The organism is Planococcus alkaliphilus, assembly GCF_057031095.1.
On sequence record NZ_CM168060.1, the window covers coordinates 230,819 to 257,067 of the forward strand.

28 protein-coding genes are annotated in these 26,249 nt (G+C 46.2%); 23 read left to right on the forward strand and 5 right to left on the reverse strand.

Going from position 1 to position 26,249, the window contains the following annotated elements; all coding sequences use genetic code 11:
* The first annotated feature begins 12 nt into the window (after window positions 1–12).
* The 14 genes from flhA to AC2EXB_RS01335 all read left to right on the forward strand — a co-directional run bounded on the left by flhA (window position 13) and on the right by AC2EXB_RS01335 (window position 13,256).
* The gene (flhA, locus tag AC2EXB_RS01270; RefSeq protein WP_483603113.1) at window positions 13–2,073 is read left to right on the forward strand and encodes a flagellar biosynthesis protein FlhA; all 2,061 of its coding nucleotides are present in this window, start codon (window positions 13–15) and stop codon (window positions 2,071–2,073) included.
* Complete coding sequence (gene flhF, locus AC2EXB_RS01275) at window positions 2,070–3,236, forward strand: flagellar biosynthesis GTPase FlhF (protein WP_483603115.1); 1,167 nt, start codon at window positions 2,070–2,072, stop codon at window positions 3,234–3,236. Before flhA ends, flhF begins: the two co-directional genes overlap by 4 nt.
* Entirely contained in the window at window positions 3,229–4,086 is an 858-nt protein-coding gene (locus AC2EXB_RS01280) for a MinD/ParA family protein (protein WP_483603116.1), read from the forward strand. The genes flhF and AC2EXB_RS01280 overlap by 8 nt, the downstream gene beginning before the upstream one ends.
* Window positions 4,087–4,536: 450 nt before the next feature.
* Window positions 4,537–5,313: a FliA/WhiG family RNA polymerase sigma factor gene (locus AC2EXB_RS01285; RefSeq protein WP_483604699.1), complete on the forward strand. Its 777-nt coding sequence runs from the start codon at window positions 4,537–4,539 to the stop codon at window positions 5,311–5,313.
* A gap of 29 nt (window positions 5,314–5,342) precedes the next feature.
* The gene (locus AC2EXB_RS01290) at window positions 5,343–5,813 is read left to right on the forward strand and encodes a DUF6115 domain-containing protein (protein WP_483603117.1); all 471 of its coding nucleotides are present in this window, start codon (window positions 5,343–5,345) and stop codon (window positions 5,811–5,813) included.
* A 14-nt stretch (window positions 5,814–5,827) separates the two neighbouring features.
* On the forward strand, window positions 5,828–6,265 hold the full coding sequence (locus AC2EXB_RS01295; RefSeq protein ID WP_483603119.1) for a YaaR family protein: 438 nt from the start codon (window positions 5,828–5,830) through the stop codon (window positions 6,263–6,265).
* A gap of 33 nt (window positions 6,266–6,298) precedes the next feature.
* A complete protein-coding gene (locus AC2EXB_RS01300) occupies window positions 6,299–6,655 on the forward strand; it encodes a PilZ domain-containing protein (protein WP_235197889.1) in 357 nt (118 codons plus the stop codon).
* Between the two features lie 346 nt (window positions 6,656–7,001).
* A complete protein-coding gene (locus AC2EXB_RS01305) occupies window positions 7,002–8,375 on the forward strand; it encodes a purine-cytosine permease family protein (RefSeq protein WP_483604701.1) in 1,374 nt (457 codons plus the stop codon).
* Between the two features lie 19 nt (window positions 8,376–8,394).
* Window positions 8,395–8,955 (forward strand): SRPBCC family protein, encoded by a 561-nt coding sequence (locus AC2EXB_RS01310; RefSeq protein ID WP_483603121.1) that lies wholly within the window; start codon window positions 8,395–8,397, stop codon window positions 8,953–8,955.
* Window positions 8,956–9,066: 111 nt separating this feature from the next.
* The gene (locus tag AC2EXB_RS01315; RefSeq protein WP_483603123.1) at window positions 9,067–9,840 is read left to right on the forward strand and encodes a hypothetical protein; all 774 of its coding nucleotides are present in this window, start codon (window positions 9,067–9,069) and stop codon (window positions 9,838–9,840) included.
* A gap of 1 nt (window position 9,841) precedes the next feature.
* On the forward strand, window positions 9,842–10,411 hold the full coding sequence (locus AC2EXB_RS01320) for a histidine phosphatase family protein (protein WP_483603125.1): 570 nt from the start codon (window positions 9,842–9,844) through the stop codon (window positions 10,409–10,411).
* The gene (locus AC2EXB_RS01325) at window positions 10,408–11,541 is read left to right on the forward strand and encodes a GNAT family N-acetyltransferase (RefSeq protein ID WP_483603127.1); all 1,134 of its coding nucleotides are present in this window, start codon (window positions 10,408–10,410) and stop codon (window positions 11,539–11,541) included. The genes AC2EXB_RS01320 and AC2EXB_RS01325 overlap by 4 nt, the downstream gene beginning before the upstream one ends.
* A gap of 40 nt (window positions 11,542–11,581) precedes the next feature.
* A complete protein-coding gene (locus AC2EXB_RS01330) occupies window positions 11,582–12,037 on the forward strand; it encodes a hypothetical protein (protein ID WP_483603129.1) in 456 nt (151 codons plus the stop codon).
* 100 nt (window positions 12,038–12,137) lie between these two features.
* Entirely contained in the window at window positions 12,138–13,256 is a 1,119-nt protein-coding gene (locus AC2EXB_RS01335) for a GGDEF domain-containing protein (protein ID WP_483603131.1), read from the forward strand.
* Window positions 13,257–13,268: 12 nt separating this feature from the next.
* Here the strand turns inward: AC2EXB_RS01335 and AC2EXB_RS01340 are convergent, their stop codons facing one another.
* Window positions 13,269–13,643: a DUF3899 domain-containing protein gene (locus AC2EXB_RS01340; protein ID WP_483603133.1), complete on the reverse strand. Its 375-nt coding sequence runs from the start codon at window positions 13,641–13,643 to the stop codon at window positions 13,269–13,271.
* A gap of 138 nt (window positions 13,644–13,781) precedes the next feature.
* Here AC2EXB_RS01340 and AC2EXB_RS01345 point away from each other — a divergent pair, with 138 nt between their 5' ends.
* The 6 genes from AC2EXB_RS01345 to AC2EXB_RS01370 all read left to right on the forward strand — a co-directional run bounded on the left by AC2EXB_RS01345 (window position 13,782) and on the right by AC2EXB_RS01370 (window position 19,533).
* Window positions 13,782–15,434 (forward strand): peptide ABC transporter substrate-binding protein, encoded by a 1,653-nt coding sequence (locus AC2EXB_RS01345; protein WP_483603135.1) that lies wholly within the window; start codon window positions 13,782–13,784, stop codon window positions 15,432–15,434.
* Between the two features lie 104 nt (window positions 15,435–15,538).
* Window positions 15,539–16,468, forward strand: a complete 930-nt coding sequence (locus AC2EXB_RS01350) for an ABC transporter permease (protein ID WP_235197895.1) — start codon at window positions 15,539–15,541, stop codon at window positions 16,466–16,468.
* A gap of 26 nt (window positions 16,469–16,494) precedes the next feature.
* Complete coding sequence (gene opp3C / locus AC2EXB_RS01355) at window positions 16,495–17,514, forward strand: oligopeptide ABC transporter permease (protein ID WP_483604703.1); 1,020 nt, start codon at window positions 16,495–16,497, stop codon at window positions 17,512–17,514.
* Window positions 17,515–17,529: 15 nt separating this feature from the next.
* Entirely contained in the window at window positions 17,530–18,564 is a 1,035-nt protein-coding gene (locus AC2EXB_RS01360; RefSeq protein WP_483603137.1) for an ABC transporter ATP-binding protein, read from the forward strand.
* Window positions 18,565–18,622: 58 nt separating this feature from the next.
* Entirely contained in the window at window positions 18,623–19,246 is a 624-nt protein-coding gene (locus AC2EXB_RS01365) for an NUDIX hydrolase (RefSeq protein ID WP_483603139.1), read from the forward strand.
* Between the two features lie 53 nt (window positions 19,247–19,299).
* The gene (locus AC2EXB_RS01370) at window positions 19,300–19,533 is read left to right on the forward strand and encodes a hypothetical protein (protein WP_483603141.1); all 234 of its coding nucleotides are present in this window, start codon (window positions 19,300–19,302) and stop codon (window positions 19,531–19,533) included.
* A 43-nt stretch (window positions 19,534–19,576) separates the two neighbouring features.
* Here AC2EXB_RS01370 and AC2EXB_RS01375 read toward each other — a convergent pair whose 3' ends face one another.
* The 4 genes from AC2EXB_RS01375 to pxpB are packed head-to-tail and all read right to left on the reverse strand — an operon-like array spanning window position 19,577 to window position 23,209.
* Window positions 19,577–20,764: an NRAMP family divalent metal transporter gene (locus AC2EXB_RS01375; protein ID WP_483603143.1), complete on the reverse strand. Its 1,188-nt coding sequence runs from the start codon at window positions 20,762–20,764 to the stop codon at window positions 19,577–19,579.
* Window positions 20,765–20,779: 15 nt separating this feature from the next.
* Complete coding sequence (locus AC2EXB_RS01380) at window positions 20,780–21,550, reverse strand: LamB/YcsF family protein (protein ID WP_483603145.1); 771 nt, start codon at window positions 21,548–21,550, stop codon at window positions 20,780–20,782.
* Between the two features lie 2 nt (window positions 21,551–21,552).
* Window positions 21,553–22,527: a 5-oxoprolinase subunit C family protein gene (locus AC2EXB_RS01385; protein WP_483603147.1), complete on the reverse strand. Its 975-nt coding sequence runs from the start codon at window positions 22,525–22,527 to the stop codon at window positions 21,553–21,555.
* Entirely contained in the window at window positions 22,511–23,209 is a 699-nt protein-coding gene (gene pxpB / locus AC2EXB_RS01390) for a 5-oxoprolinase subunit PxpB (RefSeq protein WP_483603149.1), read from the reverse strand. Before pxpB ends, AC2EXB_RS01385 begins: the two co-directional genes overlap by 17 nt.
* Window positions 23,210–23,429: 220 nt before the next feature.
* Here pxpB and AC2EXB_RS01395 point away from each other — a divergent pair, with 220 nt between their 5' ends.
* From AC2EXB_RS01395 to AC2EXB_RS01405, 3 genes are all read left to right on the forward strand, one after another.
* Entirely contained in the window at window positions 23,430–24,572 is a 1,143-nt protein-coding gene (locus tag AC2EXB_RS01395; protein ID WP_483603151.1) for a sensor histidine kinase, read from the forward strand.
* Window positions 24,569–25,201 (forward strand): response regulator transcription factor, encoded by a 633-nt coding sequence (locus AC2EXB_RS01400; protein ID WP_483603153.1) that lies wholly within the window; start codon window positions 24,569–24,571, stop codon window positions 25,199–25,201. Before AC2EXB_RS01395 ends, AC2EXB_RS01400 begins: the two co-directional genes overlap by 4 nt.
* A gap of 111 nt (window positions 25,202–25,312) precedes the next feature.
* A complete protein-coding gene (locus AC2EXB_RS01405; protein WP_483603155.1) occupies window positions 25,313–26,245 on the forward strand; it encodes an ABC transporter ATP-binding protein in 933 nt (310 codons plus the stop codon).
* Window positions 26,246–26,249 lie beyond the last annotated feature (4 nt).

The window sequence follows — 26,249 nt, forward strand, 5'->3', positions numbered from 1 at the left end:
GGAGGAGAACGCGTGAAAATTAAAGATTATGCCATATTGGTTTCAGTCATTATGATTGTTGTCATGATGGTAATCCCTCTTCCGACTCTCCTGTTAGATGTATTGATCATGATTAATATCAGTATCGCATTAACCATTATTTTAGTAGCGATGAACACAAAAGAAGCGTTGGAATTCTCGATTTTCCCGACCTTGCTTTTGTTAACTACCTTATTCCGCCTCGGCTTGAACGTCTCAACAACGCGCTCGATTTTAACCAACCAAACAGGCGGTGAAGTTATTGAGACATTCGGTTCGTTCGTAGTCGGCGGCAGCGCCATTATCGGGATTTTGGTCTTCTTGATCCTTGTCATCATTCAGTTTTTGGTCATCACGAAAGGTTCGGAACGTGTTGCTGAAGTGGCAGCCCGTTTCACGCTCGATTCGATGCCAGGTAAGCAGATGAGCATTGATGCCGATCTTGGAGCTGGAATGATTTCCGACCAGGAAGCGAAAAAGCGCCGTGAGAAAGTCAGCCAGGAAGCGGATTTCTATGGTGCCATGGACGGTGCCAGTAAATTCGTTAAAGGGGACGCCATTGCCGGTATTATCATTACCGTTATTAATATCGTAGGCGGTTTGGCGATCGGGGTTGTGGTTCACGGCCTGCCATTTGGCGAGGCAGCAAACCTCTTTACGCTCCTTTCCATCGGAGACGGGCTTGTCAGCCAAATTCCGGCATTGTTGATTTCAACAGCTGCCGGCATCGTCGTAACCCGTGCGGTTTCTGAAGGAAACTTGGGATCCGATATCACTAAGCAATTATTCGCGTATCCGAAATTGCTTTATATTGTAGCTGGAACTTTGACTTTGCTTGCTATCTTCACACCGATCAGCCCGATGCTGATCTTGCCGGTCGCAGCGGTCGTTGCCTTTGGTGCGTTCCGGATGCAGAGCAATCTGAAAAAAGAAGAAAAAGTCGAGAAAGAAGCGAACATTGGCGGCCAGGAAGCGGAAGAATTGAAGAAGCCGGAAAGCGTCATCGATCTCTTGCATGTTGACGCTATCGAATTTGAATTCGGCTACGGCTTGATTCCGATTGCTGATAAAAACCAGGGCGGCGATTTGCTTGACCGGGTTATCATGATCCGCCGCCAATGTGCGATGGAGCTTGGCATCGTGGTGCCGGTCATCCGTATCCGCGATAATATCCAGCTTCAGCCGAACGAATACGTCATTAAAATCAAAGGCAACCGCGTCGCTTCCGGACAAATCATGCTGGACCATTACTTGGCAATGAGCCCTGGAGTGGACGATGACAGCATCATCGGCATCGAAACAGTGGAACCGGCATTCGGCATGCCAGCACTTTGGGTCAATGAAGAAATGAAAGAAGAAGCGGAAATGTCCGGTTATGCAATCGTCGACCCGCCTTCTGTTGTATCGACCCATCTGACAGAAGTCATCAAGCGCCATGCACATGAATTGGTTGGGCGCCAGGAAGTAAAAGCCTTGATCGAGAACGTCCGCGAAAATTCGCCGGCCGTTGTCGAAGAATTGATCCCGAACTTGATGGCGCTTGGTGAAGTGCAAAAAGTGCTCATGAAGCTCTTGAAAGAGAAAGTATCCATCCGCAATATGCTGATGATTTTAGAAACCTTAGCAGATTATGCAACTTACTCAAAAGATCCGGATGTCTTAACGGAATATGTGCGCCAAGCTTTATCGCGCCAGATTACATTGCAATACGCAACGCCAGGGCAGCCGCTGCAAGTCATTACAGCAGGCGCGAGCTTGGAGAAGAAATTTGCAGAATCGGTGCACCGTTCAGACCAAGGGAATTATCTATCGATTGATCCGGAAACGTCGCAAGTGATTTTCCAGAACATTTCTGAACAAGCAGGCCAGCTGCAGCAAACCGGCGTCCAGCCGATTCTGCTGACGTCGCCTGCAACCCGCATGTATATGCGTCAATTTATCGAGCGGTTTGCGCCGGACCTTCCTGTTCTCTCTTATAACGAACTGGAGCCGGACATTGAAATCCAAAGTGTTGGAGCAGTGAATATTTCAAGTGGGGCGGTTAGTGGGCTATGAGATTGAAAACATACATCGTCAACAACGTAACGGAAGCGATTCCGATGATAAAAAAGGACCTTGGCACAGATGCCTTGATCTTGAATACGAAAAAAGTGAAAACAGGCGGGTTTCTTGGCTTTTTCAAAACGGAAAAGCTGGAAGTCATTGCAGCAGTGGAAACAAAGGCGCCGGAAAAAGCAAAAGTGAAAGCGGAAGCGAAGCCGAAGCAAAAACAACCAGTAAAAACAGCAAAAACCCAGCAAGCGACGGTCATTCCTTTCCAGCAGCGAGAAGCCATACAAAAGAATGATCCGATGACGGAAGAATTGATGAGCGAAATCAAAGGCATCAAACAATTCATGCTGCAGGTAATGGAAGAAGACCGGTTGCCGGCAGCTTTGAAAGGGTTGAATAAGCGATTGATGGAGCAGGGCATTTCAAAAGAAATCCAGTCTGAGCTTTATGCGAAGTTGATAACGGCACTGGAACAGAATCCGAAAATGCCTGAATCAGAGATACGCGAATTCGCCCGGACAGAAATCATCGAAATGATCGGTTTCCATCAAGCGGCACCGGTTGATAAAAATCCGGAAATCATTTGTTTTATTGGACCGACCGGGGTGGGGAAAACGACGACGATTGCGAAAATTGCGGCTGACTTCATGCTGCGGGAAGACAAGAAAGTCGGCCTGATTACGTCGGATACCTACCGCATTGCCGCGGTTGAGCAACTGAAAACTTACGCCGGCATTTTGAACATCCCGATCGAAGTCGTTGAATCCGCTTCTGAGTTGACCCATGCGATGGAAGTGCTGAGCGACTGCGATATTGTGCTAATGGATACGGCTGGAAGAAACTATCAGCAGAAACAATACATCGAAGAGCTGGAAGCTTTGCTGAGCGACAAAAACAAAGTCCAGATCAATTTGGTGTTGAGCCTGACTTCCAAATACGAAGATATGAAAAAAATCGTCGATAACTTCCAGACGATTGTCATGGATGAGCTGTTATTGACCAAAATGGATGAAACGAGTTCTTCCGGTGCGATCTTGAACTTGATCCATCATTATTCGATCCCGATACGCTACATTGCCAACGGACAAAGTGTTCCAGATGATATCTTCACAGTTACTCCTGAATTAATCGCAGACTTCGTATTAGGGGAAGATGAAAATGATTGATCAAGCAAAATTACTAAGAGAAAAAGTTACGCAAAAAAAAGCCAAAAAAGACAAGCGTCCAACGCGGGTCATCGCCGTCACAAGCGGCAAAGGCGGAGTGGGGAAATCCAATTTCGCTTTAAATTTCGCGCTTAGCCTCGTCCAGCAAAATAAGAAAGTGCTGATTTTCGATGTGGATCTTGGGTTCGCGAATATCGATGTCCTGCTCGGCCGGTCGCCGCAAGAATCCATTGCGACGATGATTGAAAAGGACCTGTCCATCTGGGACATCATTGAAGAAGGGCCGAATGGCCTCCAATTCATCTCCGGCGGAACCGGATTCGATGAACTGTTCCGATTGGATGAAGCCAAAATGACGAAATTCTTTGATGAGCTCAGTCAGATCCAAGGCCATGTCGATTACATCATCCTCGACACAGGTGCCGGGCTTTCTTACGAGAATCTGCGTTTCATCTTAGCAGCTGACGACGTTATTTTGGTGACAACCCCAGAGCCGACTTCTATTACAGATGCTTATTCCGTTGTGAAAATGGTCCATGCAAAAGACGAGAACGTCCATATCAAATTAGTCATCAACCAATGCACGAGCGATAAAGAAGGCAAACAAACAGCCGAAAACTTCAAAAAAGTCACAGAGCAATTCCTGAACAAGCAAATCGGTACCTTGGGCTACATCCCAAGTGATGCGCAAGTGCCGAGTGCAGTAAAAAAACAGGTTCCTTTCACCCTCGCCTATCCGAACGGCCAAGCATCGAAGGCGATGCAAGCATTAACCTGCGATTATCTAGAACTTCCCGTTCCTTATAAACTCGGACTCAAAGGCTTTTTACTTAAAATGCTTTTTAAATAAAATCTTTTTTAGATAAGTTGAATTAAAGATGTAGCATTAATACACCGCTTCGTCGCTATGGACAAGTGCACAAAAGATTATGCTCCTGCGCAAAGCTCGTCGCAAAGGAGGCGCTAAAGCGCTCCTTGGCTCCCACAATAAGCCGAGAAGACCACTCGTCTTATTGCTCCGCCCAGTCCGGAACCGCGCCGGCGCTGGAGAACTTTCTATAGATATGGAGCAAAACAGCGAAGACGCCTTGGGGACCAAGCGAAGTGCTGAGATCCACTCGGGCGTTCAGCCAAGACTTGACCGAGGTTTTGCGAGGGCAAGGCTTTGCGACGAGTTTGCGCAGGAGCACAGGTTTTCGTTAGCTCAGCGCGAGCCCCCGGCAAGCGAGCTGTTTTGCGGAATATCGACTACAAAAACTAACAAAAACAAAACATGATCACATAGATGGTGGTGACACTCATATTGAATACAAGATTATCAAAAGACGAACGCAGTTACTGGGAAGATTGGCAGCAGCATAAGGATCCGGAAGCCGGGAACTACTTAGTCGAACGCTATCTTCCGCTGGTCGATTACATCATACAGCGCTTTGCGTTCAGTTTGCCGAAAACCGTAGATAAAGACGATATACGCAGCCTTGCATACGAAGGATTGCTGGATGCATTTGATAAATTCAATATCGAGCGCGATTTGAAGTTTGAGACTTATGCAACTTGGCGGATCAAAGGAGCCGTAATTGATGGACTCCGGACGCGCGACTGGCTCCCCCGGTCGATTCGCGACAAAGTCAAAAAGATCGAGAAAGCGTATATCGAACTCGAACAGCAAAATAATGCGTCCGTTACAGATGAAGACGTCAGTGCTTATCTCGGCATTACAAAAGCCGAGCTCAACAAAACCGTAGCAGAAGCTGCCTTGTCATCAATGGTTTCAATCGATGAGCCTGATTACAATGAAAACGATCCATCCGGCAAATACAATACGCTTGAAGACAGCGGGGCCGCTTCCCCTGAAAAGCATTTAACGGATCAAGCGATTAAAGAATCGTTGGCACAGGCCATTGATCGGCTTCCGGAAAAAGAAAAATTAGTCGTTTCGCTTTGTTATTTTGAAGAGCTGAAACTGACGGAAATTGCCGAAGTATTGAGCGTCAGCGTTTCCCGCGTGTCACAATTGCATTCAAAAGCGATTTTGCGTTTGCGTGCAGCAACGCTTGCTGTACACGATCATTATTAGAAATAGCTTAGAAGGTCAAGGTGATCCCGATGGAATGGTTATTAATTGAATTGATAGTCCTTGTATTATTGCTGAACATCCGTGCGATTGTAGTATTGGTGCAAAATAAGCAAAAACGCGAGGAATTGAGTGAAGATACAGCCCTTATTCACCAAGGGATGGAAGAATTTGTAGAAAAAATAGAAAAAGAGAACGAAGAACTCTATCAAAAACTTGCTGATTATATTAAAGTAAGAGAAGACAAGTTCGAAAAAAGAATCCGTCTACTGGAAAAGCAGCTAGTTGCGGGGAAAATAGAGGCCCCAGTGCAACTGGAAATGCCTGAACAACAAGAGGAAAGCCATCTTTTTGACGAGGTTGAATCGGATCAAGAGAAAATTTCGAAATTGCATAAGCAAGGGTTTGCGCCAAAGCAAATAGCAAAAGTGCTGAAGATGGAGCATGGCGAAGTGGAATTGATCGTCAATATGCTAAAGAAAAAGAAAAGTTATCAAAAATGAAATGAGGGGTTCTTTTGCGGATCGAAGGTCAAGCAAAATTTCCAAGTGAATTGATGCGTAAAGGAACTGTCGAAGGGAAGTCTACAGATTCCTTCGCCAATATTATGCGGAATTCCCAGTCAAAACTGCAATTGGATTCACTCAACCAGTTAATGGATCGCATTGATTTCCAAGGCCAGCGTTTAGCGAAACAGCGCACCATTGAAAATCTGATCGATTATAAGAATTCAGTGAAGCAATTTGTCAGTGAATCATTGAGCTACGGCTTGGAACTATCAGAGAAACAAAGTTTCCATCCGAATGGCGGCATGAAATCACATCAACTGGTGGAAGTGATCGATGAAAAGCTGCTCGCGATCAATGATGAAGTGCTGGATAATGAAAAAGAAGGCATCGAAGTGCTTCGCCTGGTCGGAGAAATGAAGGGCCTGTTAGTGAATCTCTATATGTAAGCAAAGATTTCTACAAGTAATGGGGGAGCAAAAATGAGCAAGAATCGACGTGAATTTTTTCGTGTGGATTTTGATGGGTTGATTGATGGGGAAATTAGACGCGAAGGCTGGGAAGAGGCATTGCCGATTGAAATCGAAAATGTTAGTGCTGGCGGCCTTGTGTTTTACTCTCCTGAGGAATTTCCAATGGATGAAAAGGTTGAATGCAGCTTCCGTATTTTAGGGCGTCCTTTCCTTTTGGATGGATCGATTGTCCGCAAAACCAAGAAAATGGTCATGAATGAGCACGGTGTCGCATTTACGGTCGACCAAGGCACGTCATCCGAATTATTCAAGCAATTGAACTATTACCAGATCCGTCAGCGAAAAGGCGACTTAATCGAAGAATAATGCGCCTTTTAGTATTCTTATATAATAAAAAAGAAATGCAGAGATTGAATTTTTTTCAAAAGAAAAGCGAATCTTAGCTAGTTAAGGTGAAGGCGTTTTCTGCTTTGTCACTAAAATGCGCAAAAATATGTTATAATCAAAAAACAAGTGGTTTTACCCGTTCGAGCACAAGATGCTGCCGGGAAAATCCACCTGTTTTTTTTGTTTGAGTGGCGGCATTTCTGCCCGGAAACTCTGCTGTTCCTAGACAAAAGAATATTCTAAGTATGGAAAGGAAGTTGATCGCATGAGATCTGAGATTACTGCAGATCAAGAATGGACGAAAAAGAAAGAAGAACAAAAGAGAATGGTTCCGAAAAAAGAAGCGACAGATGACTATTCCTTTGACCGCGTGCCGCGCGAAGAAAGGAAAATGGGTTGGCTGAGCATAACGAATATCACATTCGGCATCGCTACCGCTATTTTTTATTTTCAGATGGGATCTGTCATGGCCCTGCAGTTTGGAGCCGTCAATGCCCTCATCTCAGCAGGATATGCAATCGTTGTAGCCGGTATTTTAGGTTCAATCATTGTGTATCTATCCGCAAAATCAGGTATGAACGTTAACTTACTTTCCCGCGGAGGATTCGGTTACATCGGAGCTTCCCTCACCTCATTAATCTATGCTTCGAACTTTATCATGTACTGCGCTTTTGAAGGAATGATCCTTGTTTCAGCAGTCCATGCCTACTTCCCCGCCATCCCCATGTGGCTTTTAATCGTATTTTTTGGCGCAATCGTCATTCCGCTCAACTGGTTTGGCATTAAACAATTGGACAAACTCCAAAAATGGTCGCTGCCGATTTTCGGCGCATTCCTAATCGCTGCCATTTACATGGCTTTCAATACAACTTCCGTATATGAAGGCAATTTCTGGACGTATATGCCAGAAGGTGTGCAAGTCGGCGGAACGGCCCTTTTGCTTTGCATCGGCATGCAGCATGGCATCATGGGGCTTACTGCATTGATCGCATCTGATTACGCGCGCTTTTTAAAACCGAAAGACATCAAAATCGGTTCAATCGCCATCGGTTTTATTCCGCAGATTTTCTGTTTCGGTGTAATGGGCGGTTTAGGGATCTGGTTCGGCGTTACCTTAGGCGAATCAAACCCGGGCGTTTACATTGTCTTGCTTCTCGGACTTGGCGGCGTGCTATTTACGATGCTGACGCAAGTGCGCATTAACATCACGAATATCTACAGCAGTTCGCTGTCGTTATCGAGTTTCTTTGAAAACATGTTCCGCTTTACACCAGGAAGACGTTTCTGGATCATCGTGGCAGGGGTCATCGCCATTATCCTGATGCTTGGCGGAATCGTCGATCATCTTGGAACGGCAATGACTTTCCAAGGAGTTGCCTTGATGACATGGGCTGCCGTTTTAGTGGCAGATGCTTTAATCGTCAAGCGCCTCTTGAAAATCGGGCCGCGCTACTACGAAGCGCGCCAGGAAAAATTGTATAAATGGAATCCGGTCGGCGTCATTTCGCTTCTGGTGCCGAGCATCCTCGGCACGATTGCAGCGCTCGGCTTTATGGGGACGTTTCTGCAAAGCACAGCCGCATTCTTCTCGGCAATTCTCGCTGCCATCATGACGGTGGTCCTGGCTGTCCTGACAAAAGGCCGTTACTACGGCGATCAAGATGCGAAGGATATTCCAAACGAAGATTATGTTGCCTGAAATAAAAGCTTGAGCTAATATGGCATTAAAGCTGGCACTGCAATTGCTTGGCACTCCATTAACGAACGCTGAAAGGGTGGATCTGATGGCAACGTCAACCGTAACTTTAACCATGGCGCGAAGATTTCAAACCACGGAAGAAAAAGTGTTTGCTGCTTGGACCAAACCGGAACTCATGAAAAAATGGCTATTCACTACTGAAGCGACCAATCAAAAGGCCGTTAACCAACCTGTTCAAGGCGGCAGTTGGGAAATCATCGACCGGCGAGGCGGCACCGATTACCGGGCAATCGGCAATTACATCGAAGTAAGCCCGCCGCATAAGCTGGTGTTCACTTTTGAAATGCCGCAATTCAATAGCTTGGAAGACCGCATTACCGTTTGGATTTCTTCAGTAGAAAGCAGCGTGGAAATGGCATTTATCCAAGAAATAGTTGTACCGCATGAAGAAGGCTGGACAGATGACGACATTAAGCGAGCCAGCATGGAATTCAGCGACCAATCCGAAGAAGGTTGGGACCAGATGTTCCAAAACCTGCAGCAATTGGTTGAGAAACCCGCAAGCGATGAAATGGAATGACAAATGGAAGCCCAGCGATTGCTGGGCTTTTTGTTTGTCCTTTTTTAAAGGAATCACCGCGTTTTGAACCGAAACACATATGTATCGATAGTTTCGAAAGAGGTGGAGAAAATGAATGCACCTGAAGAAATCGTGAAAGTCTGGAGGGAATTTGATGGATTTCCAATGGAAACATTGACGAAAGCTTGGTATTACGAGAAAGCTGGGGCCAAAAAGCAGCGTTCTATTGAATTAATGAAAGCTCATCGCGAAAGATACGGGATTACGGGGAATTGTTTTGATTTGGCGCTTTGGTTGTTGGAAGAATTTAAAAAAGCTGGCATAAGGGCATATCCGATTGGCAGCCATTTGGGTACAATGGAAGCACATGCGGCCATTGCTGCTGAGGATAAGGAAGGCTATCGGTATTTATGCGATTTGGGCGACCAATGGCTGCAACCGATACTGATCGAGGAGAGCAGTAAATCGTTTCAAAGCGGTAAGCTAGCCGGCTTTTTTCCGGCTGCTGAAGTGGAAGTATTGCCCGGGAAATCCGAAGTGGAGATTCTCTACTACCGCCCGAATGGAAAAATATCCAATCAGAAATATGCATTGAAACCGGTAAGCGAAGACGCTTTCTGGGAAGCGGCGGAGTTTTCGCAGAACCATATCTATCCGAAAGTGCTTTTTGAAACGCGTATGCCCTATAAAAATGAGATTGCCCACTGGGAATTTGAGGACTGGCAAAGTCGTCTAAGCACTTCCCAAGGGCTCATTGAAGATACGCCGCTCTCAACACTGGATGAGTGGGTGGAGCGGCTGCATGAAAAGAGCGGATTTGATCGGAGTTTTTTAAAAGAAGCACTCGAAATTTATAAAGAAATGAATAGCGGAAAGAGTGGATAAATTGCAGACGCATTTATATTTAGTGAGGCATGCACATTCTGTTTATTCAAGGGATGAACGGAATCGGCCTTTATCGGAAAAAGGATTTCAGGACGCACAGAAAGTGGCGGAAGCATTAAATGAAGAAAAAATCGACCATGTGCTCTCCAGTCCGTATAAACGTACAATCCAAACCGTCGAGGGCTTGGCGGATGAGTTAGATCAAGAAATTGAACGCTATGAGGATTTTAAAGAGCGTTTATTGAGCAATGAACCATTACTCGACTTTGAATCGGCGATTGGGCGGGTTTGGGAAGATGAGCAATTCGCTTTTCCGGGAGGGGAATCCAACCGTGATGCCCAAAAGCGCGGGGTGGCGCAATTAACGGAAGTCTTGAAGCGTTACGAAGGAAAGCGCGTGGCAATTGGCATGCACGGCAATCTGATGGTGCTGATTATGAATTATTTCGATGCTGGCTATCATGTGGATTTCTGGCGAAAACTTCAAATGCCGGATATCTACTGTTTGAGTTTTGAAGGGACGGAGCTTGTCGCTGTAAAACAAATCACGCTAAAGGTGGAAATCGAGTGATTAAAGCAGTTATTTTTGATTTAGATGGAACCTTGCTGGATAGGGATACCTCATTAAGCGCATTCATTGAGTCACAATATGACCGGTTGAACGAGGTCTTGAAACATATTCCCCGAAAGCAATTTTGTGACCGTTTTATTGAACTGGACGCTAAGGGATACGTTTGGAAAGACCAAGTATATGCTCAATTAGCGAAAGAATACGCGATTCAAGGAATATCGCCGGAAGAATTACTGAAGGATTACCTGGAGAATTTTGCAATTCATTGTCAACCCTTCCCGCATCTCATAGCAATGCTTGAAGCGTTAAAAAGAAACGCCTTTCGTCTGGGTATAATTACCAATGGTAGAGGGCAATTTCAATTAGATAATATTCAAGCGCTTAACATAGCCTCCTATTTTGATGTGCTGTTAATTTCGGAATGGGAAGGATTGAAAAAACCGGATTCTGCTATCTTTCAAAAAGCTTTGGAAAAACTAGGCGTCCTTGCTGAAGAAGCGGTTTACATCGGCGATCATCCAAAAAACGATATCCAAGCAGCGAAAACCGCCGGAATTCTGGGGATATGGAAAAGAGATCCCTTTTGGGAACCTGGGCCATCAGGGTTGTCTATCGAAAGCTTGTCAGAAATTCCGGACCTTATTGATAAGATAAATTTATTAGTTCGTCCTTACCGCCCGGAAGACCTGGAGGCGCTCGTCGACCTGTTCTACGAAACGGTCCACACCGTCAATGCTGCTCAGTACAATGAGGAGCAGCTAAATGCATGGGCACCAATAGATGAAAAAGAAGAACGGATCGAAAAATGGCGGAATTCGCTTAGCAGGAATGTCTCGTTTGTCGCGGAACAAGCAGGAAAGATTGTAGGTTTTAGCGACTTGCAAAAAGATGGCTATTTGAACCGGCTTTATGTCCATAAAGACCATCAGCGGCAAGGGATTGCTGCCGCTCTTTTAAATGCGATCGAAAAAGAAGCCGAGAAATTGGCTCTCTCCGAAATCACTGTAGATGCCAGCTTGACTGCCAAGCCTTTCTTTGAAAAGCATGGCTACGGAATGATGCGGCAGCAAACAGTCGTGCGAAAAGGAGTGGCATTGATCAATTTTAAAATGGTGAAGACAATGTATTGAGCCGCTTTCGTGCGTGGCTATTTAGAAGGGAAGCGATGAAATGAAAGAAAACTTTCATTTTGAATTAACTGTTTTTATGGACGATGAATTTAACATGCGGGTGCCGGAAAATGAAGATTACGGATATTGGCTATTGCTGACGGATCGTTTCTTGAAAACGGCCAATCAGATTGAGATTCATTGCTGGAATGAAGAGTTTGAGGCAATGGAAGGGTTAGAGAGCCACTTGCAAAAGCAAGAGGAAGGACTTTATACCGTATTTTCAGGAGAAATGAGCCCTGCACTAAACCAGCTGTTAACAGAAGAATATTTGGACAGCAAGGGAAGATTTAAGTGGTTTTCGATTTTCCTGTCTTCAAATGGTACAACTGTTTTCACTGCAGAACATTGGGCGACTGAATTTTTTGTCCCTGATAGTTCCAAAGAAACGGAGCTTTATATTAGAAAAATAATGCCTGCCGACACCTCCTTCCATTTATATGCAGACAAAGTTTAAAAGTCCCAATAATCGTATATTAAAATGGACTTTGGACTATTTTTTGATACACTTAGGTAATAGTTCAATCGGTTAGTGAAGTGAATTGGGAGTTGGCGCAATGAATGCTTTATTGTTTTTTTTCCTGGAAAATATGGCGTTAATCATCGCTTTGATGTATTTAGCCTTGAAATTAAAGGAAGCTCTATTGGTCGAATGGAAGAGTTCCACTCAATTCTTTTGGATCTCTTCGGCATTTTTCAGTTTTTTAGCGTTTTCAGTGATGCACAATCCTTTTATCCATGAAGGGATGCGCCTTGATCTTCGGGAAGTGCCGATATTCTTTATTTCTTATATCGCTGGATGGCCGTTCGGTATGCTATCGGCCATTGTTCCTGGAATTTTCCGGGCATCGCTTGGCGGACCGACTGTGGTCGAAGGAATTTTGCAATCGTTGATTTTGCCTATTATTGTCGGAAGCTTGTTCCGCGAAAAAATTTCCTTTAACCATTTGTATACGATTGTAAATATTAGGCGGATGTTAGTCGGGTTTGTGATATTTGAATTAATCAAAACGATTTGGATGCTGCTTACGACGCCAGCAACGCTGTTTATTGTCGGAGCGATGTTCTTTTTTGCCAGTATTGCCATATTAGCGATGGCTCTTATTTTAAACGGGGAAAACCGGAACTTAATCTTGCGGAAAGAGCTTGAATTTTATTCAAACCAGGATCCAATGACGCATCTGCCAAATATCCGGTTCTTTAAAAACAAGGTCGGCGGATTGGTCGATCAAAAACTGCCGCTTTCGATCGCCATGGTCGACGTGGACTTTTTTAAAGTCTACAACGATACCCATGGACATCAAAAAGGGGATCAAGTGCTGAGGACGATCGGCCAATTGCTGATCGACAGCACAGAAGACCACGATGTAGTCGCCAGGTATGGCGGCGAAGAATTCATCCTTTGTTTTACAGAAGAAACCGATCTGGAACAAATTTTTGCAAAAGCCGACAAAGTGCGTAAAGCAATTGAAGAGTACCGGTTTGACGGAGAAGAGCATCAGCCGGGCGGCATCGTTTCTGTTTCGGTCGGCACAAGCTATTCAGACGGCTCAGCGTCTCTGGATCAGCTTATCAAAGAAGCCGATAACGCTCTTTACCAATCCAAAAAAAGCGGACGCAACCGCGTAACGTTTTATAAGCAGGAAAATGAAAACCTTCAGCCCATAAATGGCTGAAGGTTTTTATGGTTAGGAGAAAAAATAATAAAGCGCAGACGACAGGATTAAGCTGCAAAGGCTTAGCTCAATGCCGATAAAAAGCAGATCTTTCCGGATCGGGAAGTTTTTTTGGTAAGCCACAGCGTCGCTTGTGCGCCTTTCGCTTTCGCGTATGTATTTTTCCTTATGGTTAACCCGGGAGAAAAAGTTTTTAAAACTTTTGATGAACGCATTGAAAAATTCGGCTTCGATCAAGACCATCACGGAAGCAGCCATAATTAAAAGCAGGCCGATTAAAAAAACAGCGTCCAGCCATTTGGCCAAATTCCATGGTCCATTTAATAAAAAGGATACAGCGAAAGATGCGAGAAGAGATCCCAGCAGAATGATGAGTTTATTGGTCATGGGGCATGGTCCTTTCAGTGGATAATTAAAGATTAACACGGTTCCTTTATTTTTGAAAATTAAAATATCTTATTGCGTAATAGTAGAATAACAATTATGATTAAAAAGAATTATTAGAAAAATTAGGGGGTAGGGGAAATGGAGAGAAAGATTAGAGCACAAGCATTATTATTGTTGATGGCTTTTGTGTTGATTCTGTCTGGCTGTAATTTTAGTTCTTCTGACAGCGGCAATTCAGAAGGCTCCAACGCAGATGGAGGAGAAGGTGAAGCAAGCCAGGTCTTGAATATCTCGGCAACAGCGGACATTCCTACTCTAGATTCTACAAAAGCGCATGACGGCGTTGCATTTACCGTATTGAACAACGTCAATGAAGGGCTTTACCGCCAAGATGAAAATCACCAGCCAATTGAAGCTTTAGTAACGGAACATACAGAAAATGAAGACCAAACCGTCCACACATTCACATTGCGTGAGTCAAAATGGAGCAATGGGGATCCTGTGACAGCGCAAGACTTTGAATATGCATGGAAACGCGTGATGAAAGATGCAAGCCCGTACAACTTCATGTTCGTTACGGCAAGCATTAAAAATGCAGAAGCGATCATGAACGGCGAAGCGGATGCAGACGAGTTAGGGGTTAAAGCAATCGATGAGCAAACTTTGGAAGTGACGCTTGAAAGCGCCAACCCATTATTGCAATCGTTGCTGACATTCCCGACATTCTTGCCGCAAAACCAGAAATTCGTTGAAGAACAAGGCGACCAGTACGCATTGGAAGCCGAAAACATCCTGTTCAACGGCCCGTTCACTCTAACGGATTGGACGCATGAGCAAGGCTGGAACTATGAAAAGAACGAAGACTACTGGGATGCAGAAGCAGTTAAATTGGATAAGATCAACGCTTTCGTAGTAAAAGATCCAACAACAGGCGTTAACTTATATGAAACAAACAAAGTTGACCGCATCGAACTTAGCTCAGAATCAGTGGATCAGTACAAAGAAGATCCGAACTTTGACACAATCCTTGAACCAAGCATGATTTTCCTTCGCTTCAACCATACACATCCGGTTCTTGGCAATAAAAACATCCGCCAGGCAATCAATATGGCGATCGACAAAGAAAGCTTGACTGACGTTATCTTGAAAGACGGCTCGACTGCATTAAACGGGGTCGTTCCTAAAGGCTTCTTCCAATCTCCAGAAGGAGAAGATTACCGTGATTTGAACGGTGATTTCAACACAGGATCTGCAGAAGACGCTCAAAAACTATGGGAAACTGGATTGAAAGAAGCAGGCGTTTCGGACTTGACTGTTTCGATCAACATCTCTGATTCTGACGACCATAAAAAAGTGGCAGAATACCTTCAAGCACAATTAGAAGATAATCTTCCAGGCTTCAAATTGGAAATCAAAGCGGTTCCTTTCGCTCAACGCCTTGAAATTGAAAAAGCGATTGAATATGATTTGTCCTTGTCTTCATGGGGCCCTGACTACAGTGACCCGATGACTTACCTTGATATGTGGGTAGAAGGCGGATCCGCTAACCGCATGGATTACCATAACCCGAAATTGGATGAATTGGTAAACCAGGCACGCGTGGAAACCGATCTATCTAAACGCTTTGAAATGCTGTTGAACATCGAGAAAATCCTTTTGGAAGAAGATGCAGCGATCGTGCCGCTTTACCAAGATGGAACTTCAATCTTAATGAGAGAAAAAATCAAAGGTTTAATTGTACACCCTACTGGTGCTTCACATACGTATAAGTGGGCATCAATCGAAGAATAATCTACAGTTAGGCAGCTTTAGATACGAGGGTGTGGCCGGAAATCCGGTCCCCTCGTATTTTTTCATCCAGAAGATTACTCAACTCATAGAATAGAGGTGTTTCCATGAAGGGATATTTAGTTAAGCGGATTGGATATATGCTGATTACGCTGTTTATCATCGTGACAGCCACGTTCTTCCTCATGCAGCTTCTGCCAGGGACGCCGTTTACGAACCCGGAGAAATTAGGCGCTGAGCAATTGGCTGTATTAAATGCAAAATATGGATTGGATCAGCCAGTAGCTATCCAGTATTTTCACTACCTTGGAAATTTGGTGCAAGGCGACTTGGGCTATTCATTCCAGCATGAAGGCAGAACCGTTACAAGCATGATCAGCACCCGCATCGGGCCATCCGCTTTTATCGGTTTGCAGGCATTGGTCATTGGTGCCATTCTAGGGCTTATTCTTGGCATCATTTCAGCTTTGAAGCATAATTCGATTTTTGATTATGGTTCAGTGGCGCTTGCGGTCATCGGCATGTCGATCCCTTCTTTCGTTTTTGCGGCGTTGTTGCAATATTATATCGGTGTAAAGCTTGAATGGCTGCCGGTTGCACTCTGGGAGGGCTATTCCAGCACTTTGCTGCCTTCTATCGCTTTATCGGTGACAGTCACTGCGACGGTCGCCCGGTTTATCCGCAGTGAAATGCTCGAAGTGCTCGGCCAGGATTACGTCATAACGGCCCGCGCAAAAGGGATGCGGGAAAATCAGGTCATTGTAAAGCACGTCATCCGCAATGCGCTGATTCCGGTTGTCACCATGCTCGGGCCGCTAGCGGTTTCGATTATGACAGGGACACTCGTTATCGAGAAAATCTTCTCGGTTCCAGGGCTCGGAGAACAATTCACCTTATCCATCCTGGTACTGGATTACAGCGTCATCATGGGAATCACGATCTTCTATAGTGCGTTATTTATTTTCGTCGTGTTTGTCGTCGATATCATTTACGGCTTCTTAGATCCCCGCATCAACTATAAGGGGGAAGCGACATGAAAGAATTCGATGCAAAACTTCCAACTATGCATACGCAGAACGATTACAGCCTAGACAATATTCCGGACGATTTATTCGTCAAAGCGCCTTTAGACCAAAAGAAGAGCGAAGAGATTTCGACGCCTTCTGTTTCGTTTTGGAAAGAAGCATTTCAGCGCTTGGCTAAAAATAAAGGCGCTATGATTTCTCTCGTACTGCTTATTGTATTGATTATTATGGCGTTGATCGGTCCAAGCATGAACGAATTTACGTACCGTGGACAGAATTTGGCGCATTCAAATATGCCGCCTAAAGTCACGGGCCTCGAATGGCTCGGCTTTGACGGTTTGAACGCCCAAGGCACCGATGTCTATGCCGAGCGCGAAGTCGCTACAAATTACTGGTTTGGCACCGATGAATTCGGCCGTGATTTATGGACGCGTGTGTGGAAAGGGACGCAAATCTCTCTATTCATCGCGTTAGTTGCCGCATTCCTCGATTTGGCCATCGGCGTTATTTACGGCGGCATCTCCTCGTTCTACGGAGGCCGGGTCGATAATGTCATGCAGCGGATCATTGAAATACTCATGGGGATACCGAACTTGATCGTTATCATCCTCTTCATTCTCGTCCTTCAGCCTGGGATTACATCAATTATCCTGGCGATGATTGTCACCGGCTGGGTCGGCATGGCCCGGGTTGTCCGGGGGCAGATCCTTCAGCTGAAAGGACAGGAATTCATCTTAGCCTCCCGCACATTAGGGGCTTCGAACAAGCGCTTGATCTGGAAACATTTAATGCCGAATATTATGGGTCCTGTCATCGTCACCGTCATGTTCACCATTCCGACAGCGATTTTCTTTGAAGCGTTCCTGAGCTTTATCGGTTTGGGTCTGCAGGCACCACAGGCATCGCTCGGTGTATTGATTGAAGATGGCTATAAATCGATGCGGTATTTCCCGTATAAACTGATTTATCCGGCACTCGTCATCAGTGCCATCATGATTTGCTTCAACTTGCTTGCAGACGGGCTGCGTGATGCGCTCGATCCGAAGATGAAAAAATAGGGGAGGGTCCAGAAAATGAAGAAGACTATCTTAAAAGTGGAAGATCTGCATGTTTCATTCAAGACCCAAACCGGGAAAATTACGGCAGTGCGAGGCGTCAATTTCGAGTTGAATAAAGGCGAGACTTTGGCGATTGTCGGAGAGTCCGGTTCTGGGAAATCGGTGACGGCCAAGTCCATTATGCAGCTATTGCCGAAAAGCACGACCGAAATTTCAAAAGGCGATATTGTCTATGACGGCAAAAGCCTGTTGGAGCTTTCAAGCAAACAAATTACCGATATCCGCGGATCGGAAATATCGATGGTGTTCCAGGATCCAATGACCTCATTGAACCCGACGATGAAAGTCGGAAAGCAAATCATGGAAGGCCTTCAGCGCCATCAAAAAATGACGAAGCAGCAAGCGCGGGAGCGGGCATTGGAAATGCTGAAACTGGTGGGTATCCCGAAAGCGGAAATGCGGTTGGACAGCTTTCCTCACCAATTTTCAGGCGGGATGCGTCAGCGGGTCGTGATCGCTTTGGCGCTCGCCTGCAATCCGAAAGTGCTGATTGCGGATGAACCGACGACGGCGCTTGATGTAACGATTCAAGCACAGATTCTGGACTTGATGAAAGATCTTCAGCAAAAAACCGAAACCGCGATTATTTTGATTACGCACGACTTGGGCGTCGTAGCGAATATGGCGGACCGGGTAGCGGTCATGTACGGCGGAAAAATCGTCGAACAAGGGACGCTGGATGAGATTTTCTACAATCCGCAGCATCCGTATACATTAGGCTTGATGCAATCGATGCCGAAAATGAACGAAGACCGTTCAAAACCATTACTTCCGATCGGCGGATCTCCGCCGAACTTGGCAACGCTTGGAGAAGGCTGTGCATTTGCAGCACGTTGCCCTCATACAATGAAAGTGTGCCACAGCTTTACGCCGCGTGATACCGTAGTGGGAGAAGACAACCACACAGCCGCTTGCTGGCTGCAGGATCCGCGTGTGCAGAAGCCGGAAGCAGAACCGCTGGAAACAGCGGAAGTGGTTGGCGCCACTTGAAAATTCAAAAGCTTGCCTGCATTTTTGGGCAGGCTTTTTGATTGGGGAGGCAAAAGACATGGAAACAGAAAAGCTGCGCGTGTTCGATGAAGACGGCAACGCGACTGGCGTAGCAAGCCGCGAAGAAGTGCATCAAAGGGGCTATTGGCATGAAACGTTCCATTGCTGGATGGTTAGCCGGAAAGAAGGAAAAGATTTTATTCACCTTCAGCTTCGGAGCCCATTGAAAAAGGATTTCCCCAATCTTTTTGATATTACAGCAGCAGGCCATTTGACGGCCGAAGAAACGGTGGAAGATGGAATCCGAGAAGTTGAAGAGGAATTGGGGCAGACGGTCGCATTTGAAGAGCTCATCCCTTTAGGCATCATTAAAGACCAAATTCACTTAGGTGGTTTCCTGGACAATGAACGGTGCCACAACTTTCTTTATCGTACAACAGAAAACCCTCACGCATTGTTAGAGTTGCAAAAAGAAGAAGTGGCAGGCATGGCCGCTGTTGAATTCACCGCGTTTGCACAGCTATGCCTTGGAGAAAGAACGGAAGTTGAAGCAAAAGGATTTGAAGTGGCAGAAGGTGGCGAAAAGAACCCGTTTGTAACCACCATCCGCATGGATAACCTGGTGCCGCACAGCACGGATTATTTAAGAGAAGTGGTGGAAGGGATATTACGAGTACTTTAAGGACGCTGAAATTCATTTCCTGGGAAATAAGCTTTCGATGAAAGAGGTGTGCGATGAATAGTGATAAGCGGAACCGCTTAGGGGAAAATCCATTCACTTATAGCATCAGTAAAAATCAAACCGTTTTCATTTCTTACGAAGGCAAGCAAATAAAAATTGCTAAAGGAAAAGAAGCGGAGAAATTGATCGGGAAGATTCAGCAAGCTGAAACCGATAAAGACGTGCAGTTGATTTTGGCAAAGGCGACAGGGAATTTCAAGCACGGCAATGAAAAGATGGGGAAGTGAAAAAGGGCGCCCAGATGGATTTCCATCTGGGCGCCTTTTATGCTTATTTGAATAATTGAGGGATGCCGTTCGACAAGGTGTAGATTCCCATCCATGCCATGGCAATAACGATGATGATGCCGAAAATGGTCATCCAAAGCGGATGTTTATAGTCTCCGACAATTTTCGCTTTATGGGCAGCAATCAGCATTACGCCGAGTGCAATCGGCAAAATCAACCCATTCAATGAGCCGACAAGCACGAGAATCAAAACCGGCTGGCCAATGAAGACGAAAACGGAAGTCGAAATAACGATGAAGGAAATGACCAGGAACCGATTGTATTTTTCCAAAACAGGGCTGAACGTCCGGATAAAAGAAACAGATGTATAAGCGGCACCGACAACTGAAGTGACAGCAGCTGCCCACATCACGACTCCGAAAATCTTATAGCCGACGTTTCCGGCTGCCAACTGGAATACAGAAGCCGGGGGATTGTCAGGATTCAGGGAAAGCCCTTGGGAGACGACTCCAAGTACAGCTAAGAATAAAATGATGCGCATAATGGAAGCAATCCCGATGGCATAGATGGAACTGCGGGTCACTTCCGGAACAGCCGCTCTGCCAGTCAATCCGGCATCGATCAAGCGGTGACCGCCGGCAAAAGTGATATAGCCGCCGACCGTCCCGCCGACCAGTGTGACGATTGCAAAAATGTCGATATTGTCGGGAATAAAGGTTTTGGTCACTGCTTCTCCAATAGGAGGCTGGGCAGTGAACATGACGTAAAGCGTCAGTGCAATCATCATAAAACCGAGGATTTGAGCAAAGCGGTCCATCGCCTGGCCCGCTTCTTTCACAACGAAAATGCCTACGGCGAGCAAGCCGCTCAAGATAGCCCCTGTTTTCGGATCGATGCCGAAAAGCACATTCATCCCCAGCCCTGCACCGCCGACGTTTCCGATATTAAATGCCAGGCCGCCCATTACCACTAATAAGGCGAGGAAATAGCCAAGCCCCGGAAGCACATCATTGGCAATATCTTGTGCGCGTTTGCCGGAAACCGCAATGATCCGCCAAATATTCGTCTGTGCCCCGATATCGATGATGATGGAAATTAAAATAACAAAACCGAATGAGGCCAGCAATTGCTCTGTAAAAACGGTAGTCTGTGTTAAAAAGCCAGGGCCGATGGCAGAAGTGGCCATGAGAAAAGCGGCCCCCAGCAGAATACTGCGGTTTGATGTTTTCATCCAATCCCTCCTCCTTTAAATGAACTCCTCCACTTTTTGAATGTTGATCCCTGCATGGCTCAGCGACTTCGACAAGCTCTCAGCAAATTCCAACGCCGCCACGCCGTCACCGTGAATGCAAATGGTTTCTGCCTTTAATTCGACTTCTTGATTTTGCAGTGTCCTTACCTTGTTCTCTTTGACCATGCGGATCACTTGTTCTAGTGCCGAGTCTGTATCGGTAATCAGCGCATTCGCTTCTTTACGCGGCGTCAAGCTGCCATCGAGTTGGTAAGTGCGGTCTGAAAAGACTTCGCTCGCTGTCCGCAAGCCGATTTTTTCACCGGCTTTCACCAATTCGCTGCCGGATAAGCCGAATAAGATCAGCTCAGGGTCAATCTTATAGATGGCTTCTGCAATCGCTTCAGAAAGCGCCGCATTTTTAGCCGCCATATTGTACAAGGCGCCATGTGCTTTCACATGCTGCAAGCGTCCGCCTTCCGCTTGGACAAATCCGGACAAGGCGCCGATTTGATAAACGGTCAAGTCGTATGCTTCTTGCGGCGAAATCGCCATACTTCGGCGGCCGAAACCGACAAGGTCTTGCAATCCGGGGTGGGCGCCGATGCCGACGTTCTTATCCAATGCCATCCTTACCGTTTTCCGCATCGTTGCCGGATCACCGGCATGAAAGCCGCAGGCTATGTTGGCAGAAGTCACGAAATTTAAAATTTCCGCATCATTCCCCATTTGATAAGCGCCAAAGCTTTCTCCCATATCACAGTTTAAATCCACTTTATAGCTCATGTTCATTCCTCCCTTTTCAATTGGATGCCAAGCTTTAATTGGCGGATCTGCTGTTCTTGTTCAAGAAAAAGATTTTGTGCTTCTTCGAGCGTGATTTCTTTGAAGCGAATCCGGTCACCAGGCTTTAATTGAGTGGCGAGCGGCAAGTCGACGGACGCAATCTGTCCGATTTTGGGATAGCCGCCTGTCGTCTGCCGGTCTGCAAGCAGGATAATCGGATTGCCATCAGCCGGTACTTGGATGGATCCGAAAGCGACAGCCTCCGAAATCAATTCCTTTGGTTCACTCAATGACAAGCGCGGACCTTCCAAGCGGTAGCCCATACGGTCCGAATCGGTCGAGATGGAAAAAGCTTCGGTAAAAAGCTGCTTCTGGCTCATGTCGTCGAATAAATGAAATTGGCGGCCGCGCATCAAACGGACAACGGGCACAGTTGAGTAGCGATAGGCAGGAACTTGCCATTCCACTTCTTGATAGGCAGCCTTGGCTAGCGCATCTGCTGTCTCGTCTCTTAGCTTTCCAATTTGCAGCTCATCGCCAGCGGCTAAGGCACGCCCTTTAAACCCACCGATTCCTGCCCGCAAATAAGTCGATTTGCTGTTCATGACGGAGGTTAGGGAAATTCCCCCAGCGATGGCCAAGTAAGTGCGGCAGCCAGAGCGGGGAGCGCCGAATTTCAGGACGCTTCCTTTATTTACTGAAAGAGTGCGCCATAGTTTTACCGGGTTGCCGTCGATTTCGGGCGAAAGGTCAGCGCCGCATATGGCGATGAAAGTTTGTTCTTGAAATTCGATGGCCGGACCTACTAAAGCAATTTCGAGTGTGGCTTCTTGTTCCGCATTGCCGACAAGAAGATTCGCTATCCGATGGGCAAAAGGGTCCATCGCACCGCTCGCGATGACGCCGTATTTCTGAAAACCGGAACGGCCAAGATCTTGGACAGTGGTTTGAAGCCCGCCTTTAATGATTTTCAGCATGGCGATCCTCCTTCCAAGAAGCGTATTCCTGTTCTGTAATTTGCGTAAAAACGATTTTATCGCCAGCGCGCAATAAACTTGGAATTTCCTCTTCCGGGCGAAAAAGGCGCATCGGCGTACGACCGATCAATTGCCAGCCGCCGGGAGTTTCGATCGGGTAGATTCCGGTTTGCATGCCGGCGATGCCGACGGTGCGTTCTGGAATCCGAAGCCTCGGAGAATCCCGCCTCGGCGCCGCAATTTTCTCAGACATGCCGCCGATAAAAGGAAAGCCCGGGGCAAAGCCGATCATGTAGACGGAATACTCTCCGCCTGTATGGAAATCGATGACTTGCTGCTGGGTGAGGCCGTTGTGCTCGGCCACAAATTCCAAGTCAGGACCGAACTCACCGCCATAGCAAACCGGAATTTCAACAGTTCTCGGGGTTACAGCCAGTTCTTCTCCAGTTTGGCTGAGCAACTCTTCAAGTTCTGATTTAACTGTTCCATATAAAGCCTTTATCGGGTCATAAAAAACAGTGACCGTTGTAAAAGCTGGAATGGTTTCAATAAGCCAGGAAGGAGGAGAAGCTTCAAGCAATGCCGAAATGGTGCGTACGGCTTTTTGTGCAGATTCATTAATTTCGTTTCCGACTTCAATGACAATCGCTCGGTCGCTAAGTGGAGAAAAAGAAAAATCCATATTGCCACCTCTTAATCAGATTATTTTAATTATTTTATCCAGTATAAGACTTAATAGAGGAACGTGAAAGGATGCGCTGGAATTTAAAGAATATTTATTGTAAGAATCGAAGGAATCTTGAAACGGAAGCTTGGCGGCTCTCGTATGTAGATTAGAGATTTTCGGAGGCATGAAATTTAAAAACGGCAAAAAATTTAACGCGCTGGAGGCGAAATGCTACATGCGGTCCTATTGGTTTTGGTTAATGGTGTTAGGGATTTCCTGGACGATGGGAATTGTCCAGTTACCGGTTGATATGAGTGAGTTGCCGCTTCGCATCCTTGGAAGTGCATTGTTTTTCGGTTTTTTCTTCTTAGCGCCTTTAGTAAGGAAAAAGCCATTGCTCGCATTTATGAATTTGGCATTGATGGCGTTATTGGCGATCCTCATTTTCTGGCCGCAGCAAGAAGGGGCCTTGAATCCATATCCGCTATTGGTATTTACTATAATTGCCGGGAAAGCGGTCTACCGTCTTTCTGCAAAATTGGCTATAGCCATCGCTTTGATATTGGTGGCAGGCGCTTTGCTGCATAGTTTAGCCGGGAATTCAGGGCTAGCACCTTTGTTTATCGGCCTTTACAGTTTAATGGCATGTGCGGCTCTAGTGTTCTTTAAGAAGAGCCATGTAGTAGAAGAAGGGCTGAAGGAACGAAATGAAGCGCTGTTGAGTGAATACCGGAAAATGAAGCGCCGGCTCTTGACGAATGAACAGGCAGCGAGGCAGGAAGAACGCACGCAAATTGCACGCGATATCCACGACTCGGTCGGCCATAAGCTGACCGCGCTCTTGATGCAATTGGAAGTCTCGCGGCTGCAAGCGGAAGGCGAAACGGCAAGACAGCTGGAAGAATTAAAGAGCTTAGCGAAAGAAAGCTTAGAAGAAACACGCAGCGCCGTGAAAACCTTGAAACACGATGAACCGGGAGGCGTAACGGCAATCATCAGTTTGATCCGCAAACTGGAAGCTGAAAACTTTCTTCGCATCCAATTTGCGGTTAAGCATGGCGCTTTATCTGCGCCTCTCAGCAATGACCAGATGGTGATTGTTTACCGGGCAGTGCAAGAAGCATTGACGAATATCATGCGGCATAGCGGCGCACGGGAAGCGGATATTGTCTTCGAAGCGCCTGCAGGAAAAGTGTTTCGTTTCGTAATCACCAATAAAATAGCGAGTACGATTTCATTTCATGAAGGGTTCGGTTTGTCTTCCATGCGGGAGAGAATCGAGCAAATCGGTGGTGAATTCAGGGCAGGGCCGGAAAACGGGTTGTTTGTCGTTAGCGGTTCGTTGCCATTAACGGATGAGGAGAGTGGATTGGAATGATCCGAATATTACTAGCAGAGGACCAGGCGATGGTGCGGCAAGGGTTGAAAATGATGATTGAAACCGACCCCGGCATTGAAGTGACTGGAGAAGCGGTGAATGGAAAACAGGCAGTCGCGCTATGTGAAACCCAAGCGTTTGATCTGATCATCATGGATATCCGGATGCCTGAGATGGATGGGCTTGAAGCGACGCGCATTATCCTCTCGCGCTGGCCAAAATGCAAAGTGTTGATTTTAACGACTTTCAATGATGATGAATATGCGCTCGAGGCGCTGAAGAGCGGCGCTTGTGGTTATATGTTAAAAGATGCCGATACGTCAGAGTTGATCCGGTCCATCCGAAGCTGTTTAGAAGGCGGTCTGGTGCTGGAAGGCCAAGTGGCTGCCAATATTATGCCGAAATTGATGAAACAGCCTGTTCAAGAAAAGGTGCTCGAGTCGCTGACGCCGAGGGAACTCGATATCATTTGCCGAATCGGTGAAGGGCGAAGCAACCGGGAAATTTCCGATGAACTGGCTTTATCCATTGGGACGGTTAAAAACCATATCAGTATGATTTTGGACAAATTGGAGCTTCGCGACCGCACCCAGATTGCGATTTACGCCATCCGCCATGGCCTTGTTTAACAAAAAATGACGGAAGTCATGGCATTTTCTAAAAGTAATGACGCAAGACAGTGGGCGCACTGTCTTTTTTTATATACACTGGGTTCACAAGATTGAAAGGAGAGGGAGATTTTGCTCGAAACCGAAGAACTGAAAAAGGTATTCAAAGGCAAGACCGCCGTGGAAGGGGCCAGTTTGTATTTAGACAAAGGGGAATCGGTCGGCTTGCTCGGGCCGAACGGCGCAGGAAAATCCACGACGATTTCCATGATTTCAACTTTATTGAAACCGACGTCTGGAGATGTGCGGCTTAACGGGAAAAGCGTGATTAAGAATCCAAGTGAGATGAGGCGGGTGCTAGGGGTGGTGCCGCAGGAAATCGCTCTTTACGGGGAATTGACGGCGTATGAAAATTTAAAGTTCTTTGGGCGGATCTACGGCCTTTCGGGAAAGGCCCTGGAAGATGCGATCCAACGTTCTTTGAATTTGGTCGGCTTGGTTGAGCGGCAAAAAGAAATTGTTAAAACCTATTCCGGCGGGATGAAGCGCCGGGTGAATATTGCTGCGGCGATGATGCATGAACCGGAAGTGATTATCATGGACGAACCGACTGTTGGAATCGATCCGCAATCCCGGAGCCACATTTTAGAAATGGTGCGGGAACTCAATCAGGAAAAGGGGTTGACCGTCCTCTATACGAGCCATTACATGGAAGAAGTGGAGCGGTTGTGCGATCGGGTTTATATCATGGACCACGGAAAAATCATTGCGAGCGGGACAAAAGAAGAGCTGAAAAGCATCCTTTCAAGTGAAGAAACGATATGGATTGAATTGGATCGGCCCTATCCCGATTTTTTCAAAGAGCTGCAAAAGATTAACACAATCAAACAGGCAGCGGAGACTGAAAAAGGCATTAAGCTCATTATTCCGAAAGGGAGCCGGATATTAGGCGAAGTATTTCAGGCTTCTGAGCACCATCAATCACAAATCATCAACGTCAACGTCCAGACCCCGAGCCTCGAAGATGTGTTTTTGCATTTGACTGGCCGGAAACTGAGAGATTGAGGAG

Excerpts from the sequence above, each read along its gene's own strand:
- flhF (WP_483603115.1), top strand. The coding sequence starts at position 2,070 with ATGAGATTGAAAACATACATCGTCAACAACGTAACGGAAGCGATTCCG.
- AC2EXB_RS01280 (WP_483603116.1), top strand. The coding sequence starts at position 3,229 with ATGATTGATCAAGCAAAATTACTAAGAGAAAAAGTTACGCAAAAAAAA.
- AC2EXB_RS01290 (WP_483603117.1), top strand. The coding sequence starts at position 5,343 with ATGGAATGGTTATTAATTGAATTGATAGTCCTTGTATTATTGCTGAAC.
- AC2EXB_RS01300 (WP_235197889.1), top strand. The coding sequence starts at position 6,299 with ATGAGCAAGAATCGACGTGAATTTTTTCGTGTGGATTTTGATGGGTTG.
- AC2EXB_RS01305 (WP_483604701.1), top strand. The coding sequence starts at position 7,002 with ATGGTTCCGAAAAAAGAAGCGACAGATGACTATTCCTTTGACCGCGTG.
- AC2EXB_RS01310 (WP_483603121.1), top strand. The coding sequence starts at position 8,395 with ATGGCATTAAAGCTGGCACTGCAATTGCTTGGCACTCCATTAACGAAC.
- AC2EXB_RS01315 (WP_483603123.1), top strand. The coding sequence starts at position 9,067 with ATGAATGCACCTGAAGAAATCGTGAAAGTCTGGAGGGAATTTGATGGA.
- AC2EXB_RS01330 (WP_483603129.1), top strand. The coding sequence starts at position 11,582 with ATGAAAGAAAACTTTCATTTTGAATTAACTGTTTTTATGGACGATGAA.
- AC2EXB_RS01335 (WP_483603131.1), top strand. The coding sequence starts at position 12,138 with ATGAATGCTTTATTGTTTTTTTTCCTGGAAAATATGGCGTTAATCATC.
- AC2EXB_RS01340 (WP_483603133.1), bottom strand. The coding sequence starts at position 13,643 with ATGACCAATAAACTCATCATTCTGCTGGGATCTCTTCTCGCATCTTTC.
- AC2EXB_RS01345 (WP_483603135.1), top strand. The coding sequence starts at position 13,782 with ATGGAGAGAAAGATTAGAGCACAAGCATTATTATTGTTGATGGCTTTT.
- AC2EXB_RS01350 (WP_235197895.1), top strand. The coding sequence starts at position 15,539 with ATGAAGGGATATTTAGTTAAGCGGATTGGATATATGCTGATTACGCTG.
- opp3C (WP_483604703.1), top strand. The coding sequence starts at position 16,495 with ATGCATACGCAGAACGATTACAGCCTAGACAATATTCCGGACGATTTA.
- AC2EXB_RS01360 (WP_483603137.1), top strand. The coding sequence starts at position 17,530 with ATGAAGAAGACTATCTTAAAAGTGGAAGATCTGCATGTTTCATTCAAG.
- AC2EXB_RS01365 (WP_483603139.1), top strand. The coding sequence starts at position 18,623 with ATGGAAACAGAAAAGCTGCGCGTGTTCGATGAAGACGGCAACGCGACT.
- AC2EXB_RS01370 (WP_483603141.1), top strand. The coding sequence starts at position 19,300 with ATGAATAGTGATAAGCGGAACCGCTTAGGGGAAAATCCATTCACTTAT.
- AC2EXB_RS01375 (WP_483603143.1), bottom strand. The coding sequence starts at position 20,764 with ATGAAAACATCAAACCGCAGTATTCTGCTGGGGGCCGCTTTTCTCATG.
- AC2EXB_RS01380 (WP_483603145.1), bottom strand. The coding sequence starts at position 21,550 with ATGAGCTATAAAGTGGATTTAAACTGTGATATGGGAGAAAGCTTTGGC.
- AC2EXB_RS01385 (WP_483603147.1), bottom strand. The coding sequence starts at position 22,527 with ATGCTGAAAATCATTAAAGGCGGGCTTCAAACCACTGTCCAAGATCTT.
- pxpB (WP_483603149.1), bottom strand. The coding sequence starts at position 23,209 with ATGGATTTTTCTTTTTCTCCACTTAGCGACCGAGCGATTGTCATTGAA.
- AC2EXB_RS01395 (WP_483603151.1), top strand. The coding sequence starts at position 23,430 with ATGCGGTCCTATTGGTTTTGGTTAATGGTGTTAGGGATTTCCTGGACG.
- AC2EXB_RS01400 (WP_483603153.1), top strand. The coding sequence starts at position 24,569 with ATGATCCGAATATTACTAGCAGAGGACCAGGCGATGGTGCGGCAAGGG.